Origin of the sequence: Cognatiyoonia sediminum, assembly GCF_900129845.1 — a bacterium.
GTDB lineage: Bacteria > Pseudomonadota > Alphaproteobacteria > Rhodobacterales > Rhodobacteraceae > Cognatiyoonia > Cognatiyoonia sediminum.
This window is the reverse complement of the sequence record NZ_FQXB01000002.1, coordinates 127,264-147,032: the sequence shown is the minus strand read 5'-3', so window position 1 is coordinate 147,032 and position 19,769 is coordinate 127,264. Positions and strand designations below refer to the sequence as shown.

General features: G+C 56.8%; 24 protein-coding genes. 17 read left to right on the top strand and 7 right to left on the bottom strand.

Annotated elements, in window-relative coordinates; translation table 11 throughout:
* Window positions 1-30: 30 nt before the first annotated feature.
* The 5 genes from BUA85_RS08965 to BUA85_RS08945 are packed head-to-tail and all read right to left on the bottom strand — an operon-like array spanning window position 31 to window position 3,833.
* On the bottom strand, window positions 31-417 hold the full coding sequence (locus BUA85_RS08965) for a hypothetical protein (protein ID WP_207548138.1): 387 nt from the start codon (window positions 415-417) through the stop codon (window positions 31-33).
* Complete coding sequence (locus BUA85_RS08960) at window positions 414-1,583, bottom strand: lytic murein transglycosylase (RefSeq protein WP_072900610.1); 1,170 nt, start codon at window positions 1,581-1,583, stop codon at window positions 414-416. Before BUA85_RS08960 ends, BUA85_RS08965 begins: the two co-directional genes overlap by 4 nt.
* A 50-nt stretch (window positions 1,584-1,633) precedes the next feature.
* Window positions 1,634-2,533 carry an adenosylcobinamide-phosphate synthase CbiB gene (gene cbiB, locus BUA85_RS08955; RefSeq protein ID WP_072900609.1) on the bottom strand — a complete coding sequence of 300 codons (900 nt, stop codon included), beginning with the start codon at window positions 2,531-2,533 and terminating at the stop codon, window positions 1,634-1,636.
* Complete coding sequence (locus BUA85_RS08950; protein WP_072900608.1) at window positions 2,530-3,462, bottom strand: threonine-phosphate decarboxylase; 933 nt, start codon at window positions 3,460-3,462, stop codon at window positions 2,530-2,532. Before BUA85_RS08950 ends, cbiB begins: the two co-directional genes overlap by 4 nt.
* Window positions 3,459-3,833: a DUF1636 family protein gene (locus tag BUA85_RS08945; protein WP_072900607.1), complete on the bottom strand. Its 375-nt coding sequence runs from the start codon at window positions 3,831-3,833 to the stop codon at window positions 3,459-3,461. The genes BUA85_RS08950 and BUA85_RS08945 overlap by 4 nt, the downstream gene beginning before the upstream one ends.
* A gap of 199 nt (window positions 3,834-4,032) precedes the next feature.
* Here BUA85_RS08945 and BUA85_RS08940 point away from each other — a divergent pair, with 199 nt between their 5' ends.
* Window positions 4,033-4,380 carry a response regulator gene (locus BUA85_RS08940; protein ID WP_072900606.1) on the top strand — a complete coding sequence of 116 codons (348 nt, stop codon included), beginning with the start codon at window positions 4,033-4,035 and terminating at the stop codon, window positions 4,378-4,380.
* Window positions 4,381-4,390: 10 nt separating this feature from the next.
* Here the strand turns inward: BUA85_RS08940 and BUA85_RS08935 are convergent, their stop codons facing one another.
* A complete protein-coding gene (locus BUA85_RS08935; RefSeq protein ID WP_072900605.1) occupies window positions 4,391-5,365 on the bottom strand; it encodes a glutathione S-transferase family protein in 975 nt (324 codons plus the stop codon).
* A gap of 295 nt (window positions 5,366-5,660) precedes the next feature.
* On the opposite strand from BUA85_RS08935, the gene BUA85_RS08930 reads away from it, so the two are divergent.
* The 8 genes from BUA85_RS08930 to BUA85_RS08895 all read left to right on the top strand — a co-directional run bounded on the left by BUA85_RS08930 (window position 5,661) and on the right by BUA85_RS08895 (window position 12,808).
* On the top strand, window positions 5,661-5,873 hold the full coding sequence (locus tag BUA85_RS08930) for a DUF6732 family protein (protein ID WP_072900604.1): 213 nt from the start codon (window positions 5,661-5,663) through the stop codon (window positions 5,871-5,873).
* The gene (locus BUA85_RS08925) at window positions 5,870-7,123 is read left to right on the top strand and encodes a sirohydrochlorin chelatase (RefSeq protein WP_072900603.1); all 1,254 of its coding nucleotides are present in this window, start codon (window positions 5,870-5,872) and stop codon (window positions 7,121-7,123) included. The genes BUA85_RS08930 and BUA85_RS08925 overlap by 4 nt, the downstream gene beginning before the upstream one ends.
* An 8-nt stretch (window positions 7,124-7,131) precedes the next feature.
* Window positions 7,132-7,773: a precorrin-8X methylmutase gene (locus BUA85_RS08920; protein ID WP_072900602.1), complete on the top strand. Its 642-nt coding sequence runs from the start codon at window positions 7,132-7,134 to the stop codon at window positions 7,771-7,773.
* Window positions 7,770-8,972 carry a precorrin-6y C5,15-methyltransferase (decarboxylating) subunit CbiE gene (cbiE, locus tag BUA85_RS08915; RefSeq protein ID WP_072900601.1) on the top strand — a complete coding sequence of 401 codons (1,203 nt, stop codon included), beginning with the start codon at window positions 7,770-7,772 and terminating at the stop codon, window positions 8,970-8,972. The genes BUA85_RS08920 and cbiE overlap by 4 nt, the downstream gene beginning before the upstream one ends.
* Window positions 8,969-9,715, top strand: a complete 747-nt coding sequence (gene cobI, locus BUA85_RS08910) for a precorrin-2 C(20)-methyltransferase (RefSeq protein ID WP_072900877.1) — start codon at window positions 8,969-8,971, stop codon at window positions 9,713-9,715. The genes cbiE and cobI overlap by 4 nt, the downstream gene beginning before the upstream one ends.
* Window positions 9,706-11,523 carry a precorrin-3B C(17)-methyltransferase gene (gene cobJ, locus BUA85_RS08905; RefSeq protein WP_072900600.1) on the top strand — a complete coding sequence of 606 codons (1,818 nt, stop codon included), beginning with the start codon at window positions 9,706-9,708 and terminating at the stop codon, window positions 11,521-11,523. Before cobI ends, cobJ begins: the two co-directional genes overlap by 10 nt.
* A 61-nt stretch (window positions 11,524-11,584) precedes the next feature.
* Window positions 11,585-12,358, top strand: a complete 774-nt coding sequence (cobM, locus tag BUA85_RS08900; RefSeq protein ID WP_072900876.1) for a precorrin-4 C(11)-methyltransferase — start codon at window positions 11,585-11,587, stop codon at window positions 12,356-12,358.
* Window positions 12,359-12,451: 93 nt separating this feature from the next.
* Window positions 12,452-12,808 (top strand): hypothetical protein, encoded by a 357-nt coding sequence (locus BUA85_RS08895; protein ID WP_072900599.1) that lies wholly within the window; start codon window positions 12,452-12,454, stop codon window positions 12,806-12,808.
* A 3-nt stretch (window positions 12,809-12,811) separates the two neighbouring features.
* Here BUA85_RS08895 and BUA85_RS08890 read toward each other — a convergent pair whose 3' ends face one another.
* Entirely contained in the window at window positions 12,812-13,984 is a 1,173-nt protein-coding gene (locus tag BUA85_RS08890) for a MalY/PatB family protein (RefSeq protein WP_072900598.1), read from the bottom strand.
* Window positions 13,985-14,086: 102 nt separating this feature from the next.
* On the opposite strand from BUA85_RS08890, the gene def (BUA85_RS08885) reads away from it, so the two are divergent.
* From def (BUA85_RS08885) to BUA85_RS08850, 8 genes are read left to right on the top strand one after another with little or no spacing between them, the layout of a single operon-like run.
* Window positions 14,087-14,608: a peptide deformylase gene (gene def / locus BUA85_RS08885; protein ID WP_072900597.1), complete on the top strand. Its 522-nt coding sequence runs from the start codon at window positions 14,087-14,089 to the stop codon at window positions 14,606-14,608.
* Window positions 14,608-15,069, top strand: coding sequence for a peptide deformylase (gene def / locus BUA85_RS08880; protein WP_072900596.1), 462 nt, complete (start codon window positions 14,608-14,610; stop codon window positions 15,067-15,069). Before def (BUA85_RS08885) ends, def (BUA85_RS08880) begins: the two co-directional genes overlap by 1 nt.
* Window positions 15,069-15,557, top strand: a complete 489-nt coding sequence (def, locus tag BUA85_RS08875) for a peptide deformylase (protein ID WP_072900595.1) — start codon at window positions 15,069-15,071, stop codon at window positions 15,555-15,557. The genes def (BUA85_RS08880) and def (BUA85_RS08875) overlap by 1 nt, the downstream gene beginning before the upstream one ends.
* Window positions 15,558-15,600: 43 nt before the next feature.
* Window positions 15,601-16,500: a methionyl-tRNA formyltransferase gene (gene fmt, locus BUA85_RS08870; RefSeq protein ID WP_072900594.1), complete on the top strand. Its 900-nt coding sequence runs from the start codon at window positions 15,601-15,603 to the stop codon at window positions 16,498-16,500.
* 13 nt (window positions 16,501-16,513) lie between these two features.
* The gene (locus BUA85_RS08865) at window positions 16,514-17,332 is read left to right on the top strand and encodes an aldo/keto reductase (RefSeq protein WP_072900593.1); all 819 of its coding nucleotides are present in this window, start codon (window positions 16,514-16,516) and stop codon (window positions 17,330-17,332) included.
* Window positions 17,322-18,176, top strand: a complete 855-nt coding sequence (gene panC / locus BUA85_RS08860) for a pantoate--beta-alanine ligase (protein WP_242649032.1) — start codon at window positions 17,322-17,324, stop codon at window positions 18,174-18,176. Before BUA85_RS08865 ends, panC begins: the two co-directional genes overlap by 11 nt.
* Window positions 18,173-18,985, top strand: coding sequence for a 3-methyl-2-oxobutanoate hydroxymethyltransferase (gene panB, locus BUA85_RS08855; protein ID WP_072900591.1), 813 nt, complete (start codon window positions 18,173-18,175; stop codon window positions 18,983-18,985). The genes panC and panB overlap by 4 nt, the downstream gene beginning before the upstream one ends.
* A gap of 25 nt (window positions 18,986-19,010) precedes the next feature.
* Complete coding sequence (locus BUA85_RS08850; protein WP_072900590.1) at window positions 19,011-19,769, top strand: sulfite exporter TauE/SafE family protein; 759 nt, start codon at window positions 19,011-19,013, stop codon at window positions 19,767-19,769.

The following is a 19,769-nucleotide window of genomic DNA, read 5'->3' as shown; positions in this document are numbered from 1 at the left end:
CGATTGGGCAATGCGCCCCTCCCACCGTCCCTAGGGGTCGTAACTCAGTTGGTTCGGTGTTTTCCCGATGTTGTCCGGTGGGGGTGTTTTGAGCAATCGCTTCGCCTTGATTGTTACATGGCCAAGCCCGTGCGCCTTCATAATGCGGTGCATTCCATCCATTACGCGACCTTCTGAACAGAGCAGGATTGGGTAGCTTAGATTGGTCTCTTCTACCTGTTTGGCATGTTCCATAATGCGATTGCAGGTCGGGATATCGCCGCCCTTGCCGAACCAGTAGGGTTCGTTGATTTCCTTTATGTCGTCCAAAGCGACATCGATGACCGGCTGGTCTTCGGCGAGGCGTACGAGTTTGCGTATGTCCCAGCTGTGGAGCTGTCCGTCGATCCAGCGAAAATGGTATTGGGGGCGGATCACAACGCGTTCAAAAGGTCTTTTGTGGGCCAAGCATCGGCAGGTAGGCCAAGGCGCTGCTGCTCTGTCTGAACCGCGTCGCGTGTTTTGGCGCCAAGGATTCCGTCGATCCCGCCAACGTCGAAGCCGCGGGCCTCAAGTTTCGTTTGAAGCGCCTTGATCTCCTCACCGCTCAAGGCCGCAGACGGGTTGCCTGCGTCGTAAACGGGGGCGCCCATCAATCGCGTACCGAAGTAGGCAGCCGTTGTGACGTAGACGAGGCTTTTGTTCCATTCGAAATAGACGTCGAAATTTGGGTAGGCGAGGAAGGCAGGGCCGTTGCGGCCCAGAGGCAGGAGTACGGCGGCCTCTAAATCTGACGGGCCAAGCGCGCCTTCGCGGGGAGTGATTCCTAGATCGGCCCATTCGCTCACAGGGCGTTTTTTGTTGAGGCCAGTGATCGACCAATCAAGATCAGATGGCACGCGTATTTCCTGGAGCCACGGTTCGTTTGGACGCCATCCCAGGGACGAAAGAACATTAGCGCCGGACATTAGGGCGTCAGGCGACGAGCCTTTCAAATCAACACGACCATCGCCATCGCCATCCATTCCATGGTCAATGATGTCTTGCGGTAGCATCTGCACTTGGCCGATTTCGCCAGCCCACGCGCCTGTGGTTGTTGCGGGGTCAAATTCACCGCGCTCAAAAAGCTCAATCGCTGCGATCAATTGTGGGCGGAAAAGCTCGGGGCGGCGGCAATCGTGGGCGAGGGTGAGCAAGGCGTTGCGGGTGTTGAAGTTGCCTTGCACTTGGCCGAAATCGGTCTCAAAAGCCCAAAAGGCGAGAAGAACGCCCCTTGGGATGCCAAATTCTGCTTCGATCCGGTCAAAGGTGCGGTCGAAGCGGTCGCCGTAAATCCGACCATTGTCGATGCGGTTTTGACTGATCAGGGCGCGCGAAAAGCTGATGAAATCCTTTTGGAACACCCCTTGCGCGCGATCGGCCCGCAGGACGGATTGATCAATGCCGGACCCTTGGAAGAATTGGCGCGAAGTCTCGGCTGAGATACCGCGCGTAGCGGCTTCTTCGCTGACACCAGCGATAAAGTCGGAGACCGATCCGCCGCATGTTTGAGCTGTTGCCTTACCAGCTGTGAGGGCCAAAGCGAGGGCAAGTGCGCGTTTCATCCTGTTTCTCCCACTTGAGGTTGAGTGGAAAGTAGCACGGCTGTCGGAGGTTAGAAGAGTGAAACTGCGATCACGATGAAGAGGCATAGCGCCCAAGTTGCCCAAAGGAGGCGAACAGCGGCGTCGATGTCGTATGGACCAAGCGTCTTGCGGCCCCCTGCGTTCACAAAGGGGTAGTCCACCTTGCGCCCGTCGTAGGTGCGTGGTCCGCTCAGAGCGACATCGAGGTTGTAGGCAGCTGCTGCTTCCGGCCAACCCGCGTTGGGAGAGCGGTGCTTGGGGGCTTCGGCTCGGATGTACTGGATAGTGTTCGGTCGCGGTTGGGTGAGCCAGATTAAGAGCGCTGTGAGGCGGGCAGGGATGAGGTTCAGGAGGTCGTCAAAGCGGGCGGAGGCCCAGCCGAACTCTTTGTGGCGTTCCGTCTTATAGCCGATCATGCTGTCAGCCGTATTGGTGATTTTGTAGCTAAGAAGGCCGGGGAGGCCAGCGAGAAAGAACCAAAAGATCGGGGCGATGACGCCGTCTGAGAGGTTCTCAGCCGCGCTTTCTATTGCGCTCCGGCTGACGTCTGAGGTGTCCATGTCTTGTGTGTCTCGTCCGACTATCATGGCGACGGATCGCTTTCCGTCATTGAGTGACAGACGCAAGGCACGGGCGACGGCTGACACATGGTCGACCAATGAACGTTGGGCCAGAAGGATTGCGAGGCAGATGACTTCGGCGATTTTGTAGGGGAGCGCCTGTAGCGCCAGCCCTAGGAGGAGCGCGATCAAGAGGAGGAGGACGAGGGCCAGGCAACCGCGCAGTTTTCGATGTGTGCCTGAATTTAAAGTTCTGTCGAAATACCCCACCGATCGGCCCATCAAGATGGCTGGATGGGGCGCTTTGGACCAGAGCCATTTGGGTTCCCCAAAGAGCGCGTCAAGGATCATCCCGAGCGCGAGGATCACAGGGCGTTCTCCAACTGTGCCCAGCGATCAGACGGCGGAAGGCCTAGCCGGAGCCATGTCTTCGAATAAGGGAAGATGCGGGTCCAGATATGGTGCTCTGCGAGCCTGTTCTGCCAAATTGCAGCATCGTCGACTTCGTAGAGGCGAAAAAGCGACGTGCCGCCGCACGCTGTTGTACCAGCATTTTGCATGAGCGCGTCTAGGCGGTTTGCCGAGTTTGACAGAGCAGCGCGCGTCTGTTCCGCCCAATCGAAGTTTTCGAGGGCGGTTGCTCCGATTTCCAATGCCGGGCCAGAAATCTGCCAAGGGCCGAGTTTGGCGCGAAGCTTTGCAATGATGTCTGGATCGCCAATGGCAAACCCGAGTCTCAAACCGGCGAGGCCCCAGAATTTGCCAAAGCTTTTGAGCACGATGACACCTTCGCGCCGGGAAAGATCAATGAGAGATTGGTCAGGCGCTACATCGCAAAAACTTTCGTCGATGATGATCTGCTTTGCGGATAGGGAGGAGGCCTCCCAAAGATGTCCATCCGGATTGTTCGGGTGAACAACGACCAGCGCATCGGCGTCGTCGCTTGCATTCCAACCGGCCTCGTCAAAGGCAGCCTTGTGTTCGTTGTATGTAGGTGGGGGAATATAGACGCTTTGGCCAGAGAGAGCTGACGGCATTTGTGCGATCAAAGCGGACGCTCCGGGCGCTGCAAGGATGTCCGCTTGCGGTGGGATGTTCCAGAAGCGTCGGGCGGCAGTCTCCAAACTTTTGAATGCGGCCTCATCGGGAAGTGCTGTCCAGCTGTGGCTCGGTATCTGTCCAATGGGATAGGGATGTGGGTTGATACCCGTCGAAAGGTCAACCCAGTCCTTGCGCTGGCCGCCCCAACGCGCCATCGCGGCATCAAGGCCGCCGCCATGGTCGCGCGTTTTTGTCATTCTGGTTTCGGCAGCGGCGGGTGCCGCGTTACGAAATGCCCTTTGATGGCTTGTGGCCATTCGCGGTAGGGCACTTGGCCTGTTTCGCTTTGGGCATGAAGGCCGGCGTAGGCCACGATCCCTTCCGCGTCTTCCTGAGCTGGGTCAAAAGAGCCAAGGGTGTAGTTCAACTTTCCATCGGCTTGGATCGCCACATTACATGCGTTTTTGCAGCCCATCAGGCAAGAAACACGGCGCGTTTGCACGTCTTGAGCCCCCTCAGCCGCGGCCTCGATCAAGCCTGCTAAAATCTCACCATCCGTTTCAGGTTGGGTCGCCGAGTCCCAGCCATCGCGCTTGCAGGTGTCGCAAATTGTAATCCATGTCGTCATGGTCAAACCTTTTTTGTTGCTGCGCTTTCAAGCGGATTCTCGCCTGTTTCGCAAGCGGTTGCGCAAATTTTAGAAGAAGTGCTCAGATCGCTACGTCTCGTTAACTTCCCGTTAACTTTTTGAGTAAATGGAGAGTTTAGGTGTGTTTACGTGTAGTTAATGGGCAAGCCGTCATTTGCCCGGAAAGGGTTGGGGTGGCATGAGAACGCTTATCGTTCAAAGCAATCGTGCACTTGGTGAAATATGGCGTGGTCATTTGGTTAGATTGGGTGCTGAGGTCTCTATCGCTCAAAATGGCTTTGATGCCATCGCCCAGATCGAAGACACGCAGTTTGACGCCATTGTGCTTGATCTGATGTTAGAGGACGGCAACGCATTAAGCGTTGCCGACATGGCTTGTTTTCGCCAACCAGAGGCCAAGGTGATCTTTGTGACCAACACAACCTTTTTTTCCGATGGGTCGATCTTTGCGCATAGTGGAAACGCGCGTGCCTTGGTGCAAAGCGGCACGCCGCCAAAGGATTTAGCGCAAATCGTCTACCACTAAGGAAGCGTTCCTAGCCGCGCCGATGAGGTTCCATCCAGTCTAGCAGTGGATTGATCGGGATGATCCGATGTGGATTGATGCTTTCGTGGCTGTAGTGATAATGGCGCACGATGTGATCCATATTGACCGTCTCCGCGACACCATCCCATTGATAGAGCTCTCGCGTATAGGCCCATAGGTTTGGGTAGTCGATCAGGCGGCGGCGGTTGCACTTGAAATGCAGCTGGTACACCGGATCGAACCGCACGAGGGTCGTCCATAGGCGCCAGTCCGCTTCGGTGATTTGATCGCCCATGATGTAGCGGTTGGAAGAGAGGTGATCCTCCAACCAGTCTAGGCTGTCGAAGAGCGGACCAACGGCTGCATCATACGCCTCTTGCGTGGTGGCAAACCCGGATTTGTAGACGCCGTTGTTGACGGTGTCGTAGATTCGAGCGTTGAACGTCTCTATTTCGTCCCGCAGTTCTGCTGGCCATAAATCCAGAGTATTTCCGGTGAGATCGTTAAAGGCGGAGTTGAACATGCGGATGATCTCTGACGATTCATTCGACACGATCGTCTCGCGCTGTTTGTCCCAGAGGATCGGAACGGTTACGCGGCCAGATACTTCAGGTTCAGCTTTTGTATAGATGTCTCGTGCAAAGGGGAGGCCGTAAAGAGTATCGCCGGTCGCGCCGTTATCATCGGTTTCAAACGTCCAACCGTCAGATAGCATGTCAGGGTGAACGGCGGAGATCGTGATATGGTCTACGAGCCCTTTTAATTTGCGGAACACGAGTGTTCGGTGCGCCCAAGGGCAGGCGTAGGAAACGTAAAGGTGATAGCGCCCGGATTCTGCAGGAAAGCCACCTTCACCAGAGGGACCGGCGCTGCCATCGGCAGTGATCCAATTGCGGAATTTTGCCGTGGTTCGTTTGAAGGCACCACCCGTTGATTTCGTATCATACCAAACATCGTGCCAGACGCCGTCTACCAATTGACCCATGACGCATTCCTTTCGTTCTGTTGGCAGTCAGATAGCGCTGTGGTGCTTTGCCACCAATGCCAGCCCACGCATAGCGTTGGTGCGTCGTTGCACAGGTCGGGATTACGCTGTGTCGCGGCGTTTCTACGATTGCGCCTTGCTAGGCGGGAACCTATACCCCTCGCACGACGAAGCTCGGATGGGCCGGAGAGGTTGGTGATGCTGCGGTCGACCCAAACAGGGGACCAGACGCAACACATCGTCATAGCGCTGCAGATTTGCGGTCCTCTTTGTGATTGGAGATAGAGGGGGAAAGATGCGGTATCTTCTTGTTTTATGGATGTTTTTGCCTTCTTGGGCTGTTGCTCATCCTGGTCATATCATCGAAGCGAGTGGTCATAACCATTGGATTGCCTTGGGTGCGATTGGGGCTGCTGCTTTGGCGGCTTTGTGGGCAAAACACAAAGAAAAACAGCAGGACGAGGCCGAATCTGACGAAGCGGACGAGCTTGAGGAGGAGCCGGCATGAAGACGGGTGTTTTGATTTGTGGCCACGGGTCACGCAGCCAATCTGCCGTGGATGAATTCGCGACCCTAGCAGAGAAACTCCCCACCTATCTGCCAGAAGATTGGCAGACCGACTATGGCTATCTTGAATTTGCGAACCCCGTCATTCGTGATGGCTTAGACAAGCTACGGACCGCCGGTTGCGAACGGATTCTGGCGGTGCCGGGCATGCTGTTCGCGGCAATGCACGCCAAAAATGACATTCCCACCGTTTTGAACACCTATGCCGCGAAACACGGCATGGAGGTGTCTTACGGTCGTGAGTTGGGTGTTGACCCGAAGATGGTTGCTGCCGCCGCAGGGCGGATCGAGGAAGCAATCGAACAAGCCAATGTAGAGCAAGGTGACGTGCCTTTGACCGAAACCTGCTTGGTTGTCATTGGTCGCGGTGCCTCTGATCCCGATGCCAATTCCAACGTGTCCAAGATCGCCCGCCTTTTGCAGGAAGGAATGGGCTTTGGTTGGTGTGAGGTTGGCTATTCCGGCGTGACTTTCCCGCTTGTGGAGCCGTGTTTGCAGCATGTGGCGCGGCTTACTTATAAGCGCGTTGTTGTATTCCCTTACTTCCTGTTCTCAGGCATTTTGATCGACCGGATTTATGGCTTCACGGATCAGGTGGCAGCGGAGCATCCGGACATTCATTTTGTGAAAGCGGGCTATCTTGGGGATCACCCGAAGGTGCTGGAAACTTTTGCCGAACGTATTCTGGAACAGGATAGCGCAACGCCTCCACCAAACTGCGGCACCTGTCAGTATCGGACGCAAGTTCTTGCAATTGAGGGGCAGGATGTTCTGCAGATCACGCCCGAACAGCGGATCGCTTTGGCCGCTGAAAAAGGCAAAGGGCATCCAGCCTTTGGCGATGTGCCACCACCGACATGTGTTTTGTGCAAATACCGCACGCAGGTTTTAGGATTTGAGGCGGAAGTTGGCGCGGTTCAAGAAAGCCACCACCACCATGTTGAGGGGCAAGGCGCGAACGCGCCGGGGTCGAATGTCGAAGACTGTGCGCATTGTGACACCTTCTGCACAGGGGTTTGCCGGTTGGAAATGGCGCATGACCACCACCACCATCATCATCACCACGGTCACGACCATGATCAAAGTCATGACCATGGCCATCATCATCACGATCATGATCACCACCACGCCCCATATCCGCACGCCAAGCACCCTTTGGGGCCTGAGAGCGCGCGCAAGGCAAAGGCATAGGTGAGGCGATGCGGCCCTATCTAAAAGACCCTCAGGCGATCTATGCTGAAAGCTTTCAAACCGTGCGGGCAGAGGCGCGTTTAGAGCGGTTTCAGGAAGATATGCGCCCGCTGATCACGCGTGTCATTCACGCCTGCGGGATGATCGAGGTGGCGGATCGTTTGGTGTGGTCAGAGGGCGCTTATCAGGCGGGCCATGAGGCGCTGATGTCTGGAGCGTCCATCTTGTGCGATTGCGAGATGGTTGGTGCTGGGATCATTCGTCGGTATCTACCTGCGGGCAATCAGGTGATTGTGACGCTGAATGAGGCTGGCGTACCTGCCCTGGCGAAAGAGATCGGTAATACGCGGTCTGCGGCAGCGGTCGATTTGTGGGGCGCGCATCTGGACGGGGCTGTTGTCGCGATTGGCAATGCGCCGACTGCTTTGTTTCGGTTGCTGGAACGGATTGAGGCGGGGGCGCCGAAACCTGCGGTGATCCTTGGGTTTCCGGTTGGCTTTGTTGGCGCGGCGGAATCGAAGGCGGAGTTGGCGGCCAACCCGCGCGGCTGCGAGTTTGTTGCTTTGCGCGGGCGCCGAGGTGGATCTGCCATTGCTTCGGCGGCGGTGAACGCTCTGGCGGTTGGAACACCGGAGGGGCAAGACAAGTGACCTCGCCTTGGTTGCATATCGTTGGGATCGGGGAAGACGGGCTTGATGGCCTGACGCCTGCAACGACAGCCGTCGTTGAAGCTGCTGAGGTGATTATCGGCGGTCAAAGGCATCATGACTTGGCGGGCCGCGTTTCAGCGGAGCGCGTTGCGTGGCCGTCGCCCTTTGATGCCATGATTGACACGATCGAAAGCCACAAGGGCGGTCGTGTCGTGGTTCTGGTCACGGGCGATCCGCTTTGGTTCTCTGTCGGAGCACGGATCGGGCGGGCGATTGATCCAAACGAAATCGTGTATCACCCGCAATTGTCGGCGTTTCAGCTGGCGTCAGCGCGTATGGGTTGGTCGCTCGCGGATGTGGAAACGTTGACAGTGCATGGCCGCCCCGTGGAGCAGATGATCGCGTTCATTCAGCCGGACGCGCGGTTGCTAGTCTTGACGACGGGGGCGGAGACGCCGGCGCAGATTGCTAAGTTCCTCGCAGAGCGCGGGTTTGGGGCTTCTAAGATGAGTGTTCTGGCTGCGATGGGTGGCGAAAACGAGCAACGCTTTGATGGGATCGCAGAAGATTGGGCGCATGAGGTGCCTGCGTTCAATACCTTGGCGGTGGAGTGTGTGGCGGCCCCTAATGCGGCGCTTTTGCCGCGTGTTCCGGGATTGGCCGATGTGTTGTTCCAATCCGACGGCACGATGACCAAGCAAGAGGTGCGCGCGGCGACCTTGGCCAAGCTGATGCCGATGCGCGGGGCGTTGTTGTGGGACATCGGATGCGGGTCCGGCTCTGTCGCGATCGAATGGATGCGGGCGGCGCGATATGCCCGCGCGATTGGGATTGAACCAAGGGACGACCGACGGGCGATGGCGGGGGCCAATGCAATGGCGTTGGGTACGCCGAAGCTGTCGTTGGTTGAGGGACAAGCGCCGCAGGCTTTGGACGGTTTGGAAGCGCCCGACGCGATTTTTATCGGGGGCGGGTTGAGCCGCGAGACGTTTGAAGCAGCTTGGGAGGCGTTGCGTCCCTTGGGACGTTTGGTGGCCAATGCGGTGACATTGGAATCTGAGGCGGAACTTTTGGCCTTGTCGAAAGAGTTTGGCGGCGAATTGGTGCGATTGTCTGTTCAAAGGGCGGAACCTGTTGGTCGTTTGACAGGCTGGCGTCCGGCGATGCCTGTGACGCAGTGGAGCTTGGTGAAGAGATGACGACAGGTGACGCTCGGCTGACGCCATCGCCCCACCCGCCGTCCCAAGGCACGCTTTATGGCGTTGGGGTTGGCCCCGGTGATCCGGAGTTGATGACTGTTCGGGCAGTGCGGTTGATTTCAGAGGCGAAAGTTATCGCTTATCCGACGCTGGCTGGGGCAGAAAGCTTTGCGCGATCGATTGCGGCGGAGGTGATTCCTGACGGTGTGGACGAGATTGTCATGGATGTGCCGATGACGGTCGCGCGTGCGCCTGCGCAGGAGGCTTACGACTTAGGGGCAGAGCAGATTGCGGCGGCCTTGGATCGTGGTGAAGATGTGGTGTGCCTTTGCGAAGGGGACCCGTTCTTTTATGGGTCGTTCATGTATCTCTTCGCTCGGTTATCGGATGGCTATGACGTTGAGGTCGTGCCGGGTGTCACTTCCGTGACGACCTGTGCTGCGCGGGCGGGGATGCCTTTGGCAGCGCGGAATGAGCGGTTGACGATTTTGCCAGGCCCGCTGGATGAAGCGGAACTTACCAAGCGGATTGAAGGTGCGGAGAGCGTGGCCATTATGAAGGTTGGGCGGCATCTGCCAAAGATCTGGTCGGTGATCGAGGCTTTGGGTTTGACCGACAAAGCTGTCTATGTGGAGCGGGCAAGTCTGCCGGAAGAGGTGGTTTTGCCGTTGTCAGAGGCGCCAGAGAAGGCGCCCTATTTTTCAATGATTTTGCTGACGAAAGGGGCTGATCCGTGGCTCTGAACCCTGTTGTTTTGGCGCTGTCGCGTTCTGGTGAGGATGTCGCGCATCGTGTGGCTGCGGCGATCGGTGCGCAGGTGCATGGGCGTGAAGGCCGTGTTGAACGCGCCGATGCGTTCTTTGCCAATGCCTTGGATCATGCCCGCGATTTGTTTGCGGCGGGGCGTCCGATCGTGGGCGTGTGCGCCAGCGGGATTTTGATCCGTGGGGTCGCGCCTTTGTTGTCGGATAAGACAACGGAGCCACCGGTGGTCTCGGTCAGTGATGACGGCTCAGTTGTTGTGCCGTTGTTGGGCGGTCATCGAGGCGCGAACCGTTTGGCGAAGGAAATTGCTGAGGTTTTGGGTGGCGCGGCAGCCGTAACAACTGCAGGCGATGTGTCGCTTGGGATTGCTTTGGATGAACCACCCTTGGGCTGGTCTGTTGGGACGCCGGATTTGGCAAAGCAGACGATGGCGGAGCTGTTGGACGGGAAGGCCGCGCGTTTGACTGGGGCCGAAGCTGAGGGTGCCGATTGGTTGCAGGCGTTGCCTCAAGCTGAGGGCGAGGCGGGGGTTGAGATTGCGGCGACGATGGCGCCTGCGGTTGAGGGCGTGATGACGTTCCACCCTCAACGCGCGACATTGGGTGTTGGATGTTCGCGCAATTGCCCGCCGGAAGAGTTGGCGGAGCTTGTAAATCGCATGATTGCGGAGGCTGAGATGGACCCAAAGGCGCTGCACTCTATCAATACCGTGGATTTGAAAGCGGATGAGCCTGCGATCCTTGATCTTGCGGCGCGTTTGGGAGTGCCGTTGCGGTTCTTCTCTGCTGCAGAGTTGGAACAGCAAGTAGGTCGGGTGCAGAACCCCTCTGAGGTAGTTTTTGAGGAGATCGGCACGCATTCGGTGGCCGAGGCTGCGGCTTTGTCGCAGTCGGGCGACAACACCTTGTGGTTTGCGAAACAGAAGACTGCAAATGCAACCTGCGCGATTGGCATCGCGCCGCAGCCTTTGGTTGAATTGCAAGGGCAGGCGCGAGGGCGGTTGTCGATTGTGGGGATTGGCCCGGGTCAGTCAAGTTGGCGGACGCCGGAAGTCTCGAAGCTGGTGTCTGAGGCAGAGGAACTCGTTGGCTACGGGCTTTATATCGATTTGCTTGGGCCTTTGGCGGGGGGTAAGACCCGGACTGATTTTCCACTTGGTGGAGAGGAGGATCGCTGCCGCTATGCCTTGGAAGAGGCGGCAAAGGGCAAGAACGTTGCTCTCGTCTGTTCAGGCGATGCGGGTATTTACGCGATGGGCGCGCTTGTGTTTGAGCTGATGGATCGCGATGAAGACGTGCTGGGCGTGTCGCAGGCGGCAAAGGCAGTCGACGTGGTCTGTTCGCCTGGGGTGAGTGCCTTGCAAGGGGCAGCAGCGCGGTCGGGTGCGCCACTGGGGCATGACTTCTGCGCGATTTCTTTATCGGATTTGCTGACACCGCGTGAGGACATTGTGAAGCGGTTGACGGCTGCGGCGGACGGGGATTTTGTGATTGCGTTCTATAACCCCGTATCGAAACGACGCCGGACGCTTTTGGCGGAGGCGCGGGAGATTCTGTTGCAGCACCGGCCAGCAGAGACACCGGTCTTGCTGGCAAGTTCGCTGGGACGGCCTGAGGAATATATTCGGTATCGGCGTCTCGATGAGCTGGATGTCGACGAGGTTGATATGTTGACGGTCGTTTTGGTTGGGTCGTCGCACAGCCGGTTGGCGCATTTGGGCACGGGCCCACGGATGTACACGCCGCGCGGGTATGCGCGCAAAATTGATGGGGATTTGGCGGGGTGATGGGGCTCGGCGCTTTTGCTTTCGCAATGCGCCCCGCCCACCATCCCGTGAGGGATATGCTATGACAGTTTATTTTATTGGTGCAGGACCGGGTGATCCTGAATTGCTGACGCTGAAGGCGCGACGGATCATTTCGGAATGCCCAGTGTGCCTTTATGCGGGGTCATTGGTGCCTGCTGAAGTTGTTGCCTGTGCGCCAGAAGGGGCCAAAGTGATGGACACCGCGCCGATGCATTTAGATGAGACCCATGCGGAGATTTTGGCGGCGCATCAAGCGTGTCAGGATGTGGCGCGCGTGCATTCGGGTGATCCGTCGCTTTATGGCGCGATTGCAGAGCAAATCCGTCGGCTGAAGGCGGATGGGATCGACTACCAGATTATCCCAGGTGTTCCGGCCTATGCCGCAGCGGCGGCGGCGCTGGGGACAGAACTGACCGTGCCGGAGGTGGCGCAGTCGATCATTCTGACTCGCATGTCGATGAAATCCACGGGGATGCCTGAGGGCGAGACGCTCGAGAATTTCGCGCGAACAGGCGCGACGTTGGCGATCCATCTTGGCGTGAGAGCGCTGCGAGAGATTGAGCGTCAACTGATCCCACTCTATGGCGAGGATTGCCCCTGCGTTGTTGTCTACCGTGTGGGTTGGCCAGATCAGATGTTGATCCGAGGCACATTGTCGACCGTGCGGGAAAAGGTGCGCGCAGCCAAAATCACAAGAACTGCGTTGATCATGGTGGGCCCAGCTTTGGCCGATTCGCATGGTTTTCCTGATTCCGCGCTTTATGACGCAGCTAAGCCTCATGTTCTGCGACCGAAGGCGGCCGTTATTTCATAGGGGTTTCAGCGGTTTACGCTGCAGTGCAGCGGTATTTATCACTTGATTTTTACCTTCTCGGACTAGCCTATTGGCGCGGGGAGACGAAATGTAATGAATGATTTTTTACCAATTGAAGTGCGGGAAGGTTTGAAAGCCGCCCGAAAGGCATCCCTGAAGCGGAATGACAGGTTGTGCGTGCACGATGGCGATGATGTCTATCGCGTCCGTCGGTTTTGGGACACAGGGCTGTCCTTGGATGTAGAGCATGGCGATAAGTTGCGCGGTCGGGTTGAGATCTATGATGGCGCTCGGCACCTCTATCAATGCCTGATCATCAATTCGCGGCTTGAAGGCGAAGAGTATATCTTTGACTTCAAATGGCTGAACCCTGTGTCAGTCCATCCGGCAGCTGACTTTGTGCGTCCGGATGCTGTGCCTGCGGGGTTGCTGACAAAAGCCAGCGCTTAGACTTTACTGCAGATCGCTAAAGGCAGCTTGCATGCGCTCGACCGCTTTGATGACATTTGCGCGTTGGGTTGCGATGTTGAATCTAAGGAAGGACTCGCCGCCTTTGCCGAAGGTTGGGCCGTGGTTGACGGCCAGTTTTGCGCTGGATTGGACGCGGTTGGTGAACTCTGACCGCTCCATGCCGGTGCTCTCAAAATCGACCCAAGAGAGATAGGTGCTTTCAAGTTCCATCGAGGCCAAGCCCGGAATCGCGTTGATGCCTGCGTCGAAAATCTTGCGGTTGCCATCGAGGTAGGTCGTAAGGTCATCGACCCATGCGGCGCCTTCAGGTGTGTAAGCCGCTGTTGCCATGAAAAGACCGAAACTGTTGGGGGATAGGCCCAGCGCCGCCATCCGCGCGGCAAAGCGTGCGCGTAGGTCAGGATCTTCGATGATCACATTGCCAGAGTGGCTGCCTGCGATGTTGAAGGTCTTTGTTGTCGCCGTCATCATCACTAGCCGGTCCGTGATACCGTCGATATGCGACATCGGGATGTGGGTATGGCCGGGCATCGTCAGGTCATGGTGAATCTCATCAGACACCAAAATCAGTTCATGCCGCTTGGCAAAGGCCGCGACAGCCTGAAGTTCTGTTTTGGTCCAAACCCGTCCGCCCGGGTTGTGGGGTGAGCAAAGAATGACCATTCGTTCATTGCCCGTCATTTGCGCGTCATAGGCATCGAAATCAAATTCATAGCGACCGTCCGCGTTCACGAGTTCGCATTCGACGACCTTACGATTGGCAGCGCTGATCACACGGGCGAAGGCGTGATAAACTGGGGTAAAGAGGACAATGCCGTCGCCTTCATTGGTATAGGCGTCGACACACATGGCCGTGCCGTTGACCAAGCCGTGGGTGGTGAAAATCCAAGAGGGATCAATCTGCCAACCGTGCCGTTCAGCCATCCACCATTGGATCGCAGATCGATAGGTGCTTTCGTCACCAAAATAGCCATAGACGCCGTGGTCTTTCATGTCCTGAATGGCTCTTTGGATGCAATCTGGCGCTACGAAATCCATATCCGCCACCCACATCGCGATGCCATCGTCGGGGGAGACGCCATAAAGCCCCTCCATACTGTCCCATTTCACGCAATGGGTGCCGCGGCGGTCGATTGGGGTGTCGAAATTCGTCATGGTCGTCTCACTCGGGGTTTTTTGGCAGGGTTACGGGCTTCTGCGGCGGACGCAAGGGGCAATTGCCTTGCGGAGCCATGGGCCAGCGTTTAGATCAGCCGCATGAGCATAAGACCCATATTGATCCACCCTGATCCGCGTTTGAAAAAGGTGACTGAGCCTGTGGCTGAGGTCACGGATGACATTCGTGCCCTGGCGAATGATATGTTGGAAACGATGTATGACGCGCCTGGCATTGGGTTGGCCGCCCCTCAGGTCGCGGTCATGAAGCAGATGCTTGTGATGGACTGCGTCAAGGATGAGGGCGAAGCGCCGCGTCCGATGGTGCTTTTGAATCCTAAGGTGATTTGGGAAAGCGAAGAACGGGGCACCTATGAAGAGGGCTGTCTTTCGATCCCTGACCAGTACGCCGAGGTTGAACGGCCCGCAGAGGTAAAAGTGGAGTGGTTGGGCTTGGATGGCGAAACCCATCAAGAGGCGTTTGACGGGCTTTGGGCGACTTGCGTGCAGCATGAGATCGACCACCTGAATGGGAAGCTATTTATTGATTATCTGAAACCGCTCAAGCGGCAAATGATCACGCGCAAGATGCAAAAACTAAAGCGAGAACGGGCGCGCGGCTGATGGGTGCGCGTGCGGTCGTGACGGTTCCAAATCCGGTGCTGCGAGAGATCTGCACGCCGGTTGAGAGTTTCAATCAGCGACTGAGTGATTTGACCACCGATATGTTGGCAACGATGTATGAGGCAAAAGGGCGAGGCTTGGCTGCGCCTCAGATTGGGGTGACAGACCGTATCTTTGTCATGGACTGTACGTGGAAAGAGGGTGAGACGACGCCTATGGTGTTCGTAAATCCCGAAATTCTGTCCCAGTCGGAAGAGACATCGACGTATGAAGAGGGGTGTCTTTCGATCCCGGGCCAGACCACTTTTGTGCAGCGGCCAGCTCAGGTGACTGTGCGGTGGCAGACCCTTGAGGGAGACGCGCGGGAAGACCAGTTTGGCGGTTTCGCCGCGACCTGCATTCAGCACAAGTTGGATCACCTCAACGGTGTTTTGTGCACGGACTATGAGGGGCAGGCTTAATGCGGAATATCGTCCCTTGGCCGAACAAGGTTTTGCGCACACCGGCGGAAACCGTGGGCGAGATTACGGAGGAGATACGCGCCATCTGGGATGAGATGATCGAAGTAATGGATGCAATGCCCGGGTATGGGCTGGCGGCCGTTCAATTGGGTGTTCCGCTGCGGTTGGCGGTTGTGGATGCCAGCGTTGAGCGGGGTCAGGCTATCCGATTGGCGAACCCAGAGATTTTGACAACGAGACCCGAACTCAGGGCACATGCAGAAGCCAGCCCGAACTTGCCGGGGGTTCATGCAACGTTGAAGCGGCCTGCCAAGGTCTCCGTTCGGTTTTTGAATGAAGACGGCGTTTGGGATCGCAAAGAATTCGACGGGCTTTGGTCTACGTCTGTTCAGCATCAGATTGATCATCTTGAAGGTAAGATGTTTTTTGATCGTCTCAGTCGGACTCGTCGCGAGATGTTGCTGAAGAAGGCGCAGAAACAAAAGTAGGGATGCCTCCGGCGGAGGTATTTTTGGCAAGAGGAAAAACGCGATGCGTGTCATCTTCATGGGTTCGCCTGTGTTTTCAGTGCCGGTTTTGAATGCTTTGGTCGATGCTGGGCATGAGGTGGTCGCTGTGTATTCTCAGCCGCCTCGGCCAGCTGGGCGCGGGAAAAAGGAGCGTCCGGGGCCGGTTCATGCTCGAGCATTGGAGCTTGGTTTGCCGGTGTTCACGCCTGTTTCGTTGAAGAGCGGTGAGGCTTTGGAGGTGTTCCAGTCTCACAAAGCGGATGTTGCCGTGGTTGTGGCTTACGGTTTGTTGTTGCCACAGGTGATATTGGATGCGCCCAAGCACGGATGTTTGAATATACACGCATCGCTGTTGCCGCGTTGGCGGGGGGCGGCGCCGATCCATCGCGCGATCATGGCGGGGGATCAAAAGACGGGCGTTTGCATCATGCAGATGGAAGCCGGATTGGATACGGGTCCGGTCTTGCTGCAGCGCGAAGTGGCGATTGAAAGCGAGGAGACAACGGGGCAGTTGCATGATCGTTTGTCGGAGCTTGGAGCTGTAGCGATTGTTGAGGCGCTAGGTCGATTGGACAAGTTGGAACCAGCAGTTCAGCCGGAAGACGGTGTCACATATGCGGCTAAGATTGATAAATCGGAGGCGCGGGTGGATTGGTCACGAACGGCGCCTGAAGTGGATCGGTTGATCCGAGGGTTGTCTCCCTTTCCGGGCGCGTGGTGCATGGTGGGTGAGGAGCGTGTGAAGTTTTTGGGATGCCGGGTGGTGCATGGGCAAGGTGATCCGGGTCAGGTTCTGGGCGGCTTTACCATTGCATGTGGCGACGGCGCGGTAGAGATTACGCGGGCGCAGCGTGCCGGTAAGCGGGCGATGGACTCAGTCGAAATTTTGCAGGGCTTGGACCTCGGAAAATCAATTTCATAGTCGGGATTGGAATATGGATAGAATGACATCTGCCCCGCACATTGGGTTTGGAACTTGGAATCGGCCCGATGGGACAGCGTATCAATGTGCGCTCGACGCATTAGAAATTGGCTATCGACATCTTGATTGTGCCGAAGGGTATGAGAATGAAGCCGACGTTGGACGGGCGATTTCAGTATCTGGATTGGAGAGAAATGAGCTTTGGGTGACGACAAAAGTCGCGCCTGAGAGTTTCGGTCCCGGTCAGGTACGGCCTCATGTCGAGGCCTCTCTGGAAAAGCTAGGGGTGGGCCCGGTTGATCTTTTGCTTTTGCATTACCCATCGATCAACGATGAGTACGATATCGAAGATTACATGGCTCAATTCGCTCAAGTCTACGACGCTGGTCTCACTCGAAACATTGGCGTTTCGAATTTTACAATTCGCTATCTGGACCGGGCGGTAGAGCTGTTGGGGGAGCGCCGGTTGTTGACCAATCAGGTCGAGCTGCACCCTTTCGTTGCGAATACTCCGATTGTCGAACACAGCCGTCAGATGGGGATTGGTCTGACGGCCTTTAGCCCATTGGCGCGAGGCGCAGTGGTGACCGATCCGGTTCTGCAGGCGATTGCGGAAGAGTGCGGTGCGACCGCAAGCCAAGTCGGTTTGGCGTATCTTTTAGCGAAAGGGTATTGGGTCATTCCTTCGGCTGGCGCGCGGGAACGCATACAAGAGAATTTTGAGGCGCAAAATGTGGAGCTCTCTAAGGATCAGATTGCTCAAATTGATGCCTTAGATCGTAAGATGAGGTTGGTTGACGGATCTTGGTGTCCGAAATGGGATGAGTATTGAGATGGAGATATGTCGGACAGTTGAAGCCACGCGTTCGACAGTGGCGCAATTGCGCGAACGCGGCGATGTTGGTTTGGTTCCGACAATGGGGGCTCTGCACGCCGGGCATATGAATTTGGTTGCCCAAGCCATGGCGGAGAATGCGTCAGTTGTAACCTCGATTTTTGTAAACCCCACTCAGTTTGGTGATCCGAAAGACTTGGAAACCTATCCGCGCGACGATGAGGCGGATTTGGCGGCGTTACGCGCGGCGGGTGTTGCCGCAGTGTTCATGCCCGATGTGGCGGAGATGTATCCCGAAGGGGATGAAACGATTGTTGAGACGACGCAGTTGGCCAATGTGTTTCATGGGCTAGTGCGTCCTGGGCATTTTCGGGGTGTTGCAACGGTCGTGAGTAAGTTGCTGAACATCGTGCAGCCCGATCGGGTTTATTTTGGGCAGAAAGACTATCAGCAGTTAGCTGTTATCCGACGTATGGTGCGGGATTTGCGGATGGCCGTAGATGTGCGCGATGTTGCGACCGCGCGGGATGCGGATGGCGTGGCCCTGTCGTCGCGGAACAAGCGGTTGACGTCGGAGCATCGCGCGGCGGCGCCGGTGCTGAACCAAGCTTTGGTAGAGGCGGAAGCAGCGTTGCTTGACGGCGCTGCTGTTGAAGCGATCGTGTCCATGATCAAAGCACGTGTCGCGGGTGAGCCTTTGGCGGTCCTCAAAGCGATCGACATCGTGGATGCCGCAACGTTTGAACCTGCCACTGGTGATTTCCGAGGAACCCTTGGTATGATGATCTCAGCCCAGTTTGGGGATGTTCTTTTGATTGATCAGCGGGAAGTGACACGATGAGCAAACAGGTCGAAGTCGTAAGACGCACAACGGTTCCTCAAATTCGGGCGCGCAAAGCCGGGGAGCCGATTGTCTCGCTCACGTCCTATCATGCGCATACCGCGGCCATCGTCGATAAACATGCCGATTTCATTCTGGTGGGCGACAGCCTTGGGATGGTGATGCACGGGATGGAAAGCACCGTGGGTGTTCCGCTTGATTTGATGATCATGCATGGCAAGGCCGTTGTGCGAGGGACGCAGAAGGCATTGATCGTGGTGGACATGCCCTTTGGCACCTACGAGGAAAGCCCGAACATGGCGTTCCGCAATGCCGCGCGGATCATGAAAGAAACATCCTGCGGTGCGGTGAAGCTCGAAGGCGGTGCACGGATGGCCGAGACCATTCGGTTTCTCGTGGAGCGCGGGATTCCAGTGATGGCGCATATCGGGCTCACCCCTCAATCGAGCCACGTGATGGGCGGGTTCAAGACCCAAGGCCGGGATGAGGATACTTGGGCCGAACATATTGCGGACGCGCATGCAGTGACCGAAGCCGGTGCTTTTGCGGTTGTGCTTGAAGGTATGGTCGAGCCATTGGCGGCCAAGATCACGAAAGAGATCGCTATTCCGACAATTGGGATCGGTGCATCGGTGGATTGCGACGGACAAATCCTTGTGTTGGAGGATATGTTGGGCCTGAACGAATGGACGCCGAAATTCGTGCGGGTCTATTCCGATCTTGGACCGGCGATCGAAAGCGCGGTTGAGCGTTATGCGGATGACGTGCGTGCGCGTGCGTTTCCTGGGGATGACGAAACTTATCGCTGATCAGGCGGCAAATTAAGGCGCGCAGATGTTTGCTTCGTTTGACCTTTGGGCGTCATTGCCGCTGTTCGCTGTGATTTTCCTGACGGCTGGAGTCATTAAAGGGACGCTTGGGATCGGTTTGCCGACCGTTGCGGTTGGGCTGATGTCGCAGTTTTTCCCGCCGCATTTGGCGATCGCTTTGGTGGTGTTTCCGCTGCTGACGACCAACCTTTGGCAGGCGCTGCGCGAACGCGTGGGCTTGGACACCGTCAAAACCTATTGGCGATTGATGGCGGCCCTTGCGGGGTCACTCTGGATCACGACATTTTTCGTGGTGCAGACATCGCCGGATGTTTTGTTGGGCGTCATTGGATTTGTGATCGCGGTGTTTGCGATTACGAGTCTCGTCAAATCCACACCCGAATTGCCGGAGCGATTTGATCGTCTTGGGCAAATCGTAGCCGGAACAACAGCGGGTATCCTTGGTGGCCTCACAAGCATCTGGGGGCCGCCCTTAGTGACCTATCTTTTGGCACGGAGGGTGGAGCGGGATGAATTTGTCAAAGCCGCGGGTTTGTTTTTGTTTGTTGGCGGGCTGCCTTTGATGGTTGGCTTTTGGCAGGCGGGATTGTTTCGCGGGGAGACCGCGCAGGTGTCGGCGGTGATGGTGATCCCCGCGGTGCTCGGTTTTACCATTGGGGAAGCGATGAGGCGGCGGATGAGTGCGGAAACGTTCCGCACAGCGCTGCTTTGGATGTTCTTACTGATGGGGCTGAATTTGTTACGCCGGGCTTTCTTCGGCTAG

What these genes read in the sequence shown, in the direction of transcription:
- BUA85_RS08960 (WP_072900610.1), bottom strand. Translation starts at nt 1,583, where the DNA reads ATGAAACGCGCACTTGCCCTCGCTTTGGCCCTCACAGCTGGTAAGGCA.
- BUA85_RS08950 (WP_072900608.1), bottom strand. Translation starts at nt 3,462, where the DNA reads ATGACAAAAACGCGCGACCATGGCGGCGGCCTTGATGCCGCGATGGCG.
- BUA85_RS08945 (WP_072900607.1), bottom strand. Translation starts at nt 3,833, where the DNA reads ATGACGACATGGATTACAATTTGCGACACCTGCAAGCGCGATGGCTGG.
- BUA85_RS08940 (WP_072900606.1), top strand. Translation starts at nt 4,033, where the DNA reads ATGAGAACGCTTATCGTTCAAAGCAATCGTGCACTTGGTGAAATATGG.
- BUA85_RS08935 (WP_072900605.1), bottom strand. Translation starts at nt 5,365, where the DNA reads ATGGGTCAATTGGTAGACGGCGTCTGGCACGATGTTTGGTATGATACG.
- BUA85_RS08930 (WP_072900604.1), top strand. Translation starts at nt 5,661, where the DNA reads ATGCGGTATCTTCTTGTTTTATGGATGTTTTTGCCTTCTTGGGCTGTT.
- BUA85_RS08925 (WP_072900603.1), top strand. Translation starts at nt 5,870, where the DNA reads ATGAAGACGGGTGTTTTGATTTGTGGCCACGGGTCACGCAGCCAATCT.
- BUA85_RS08920 (WP_072900602.1), top strand. Translation starts at nt 7,132, where the DNA reads ATGCGGCCCTATCTAAAAGACCCTCAGGCGATCTATGCTGAAAGCTTT.
- cobI (WP_072900877.1), top strand. Translation starts at nt 8,969, where the DNA reads ATGACGACAGGTGACGCTCGGCTGACGCCATCGCCCCACCCGCCGTCC.
- cobM (WP_072900876.1), top strand. Translation starts at nt 11,585, where the DNA reads ATGACAGTTTATTTTATTGGTGCAGGACCGGGTGATCCTGAATTGCTG.
- BUA85_RS08895 (WP_072900599.1), top strand. Translation starts at nt 12,452, where the DNA reads ATGAATGATTTTTTACCAATTGAAGTGCGGGAAGGTTTGAAAGCCGCC.
- BUA85_RS08890 (WP_072900598.1), bottom strand. Translation starts at nt 13,984, where the DNA reads ATGACGAATTTCGACACCCCAATCGACCGCCGCGGCACCCATTGCGTG.
- def (WP_072900597.1), top strand. Translation starts at nt 14,087, where the DNA reads ATGAGCATAAGACCCATATTGATCCACCCTGATCCGCGTTTGAAAAAG.
- def (WP_072900596.1), top strand. Translation starts at nt 14,608, where the DNA reads ATGGGTGCGCGTGCGGTCGTGACGGTTCCAAATCCGGTGCTGCGAGAG.
- def (WP_072900595.1), top strand. Translation starts at nt 15,069, where the DNA reads ATGCGGAATATCGTCCCTTGGCCGAACAAGGTTTTGCGCACACCGGCG.
- fmt (WP_072900594.1), top strand. Translation starts at nt 15,601, where the DNA reads ATGCGTGTCATCTTCATGGGTTCGCCTGTGTTTTCAGTGCCGGTTTTG.
- BUA85_RS08865 (WP_072900593.1), top strand. Translation starts at nt 16,514, where the DNA reads ATGGATAGAATGACATCTGCCCCGCACATTGGGTTTGGAACTTGGAAT.
- panC (WP_242649032.1), top strand. Translation starts at nt 17,322, where the DNA reads ATGAGTATTGAGATGGAGATATGTCGGACAGTTGAAGCCACGCGTTCG.
- panB (WP_072900591.1), top strand. Translation starts at nt 18,173, where the DNA reads ATGAGCAAACAGGTCGAAGTCGTAAGACGCACAACGGTTCCTCAAATT.
- BUA85_RS08850 (WP_072900590.1), top strand. Translation starts at nt 19,011, where the DNA reads ATGTTTGCTTCGTTTGACCTTTGGGCGTCATTGCCGCTGTTCGCTGTG.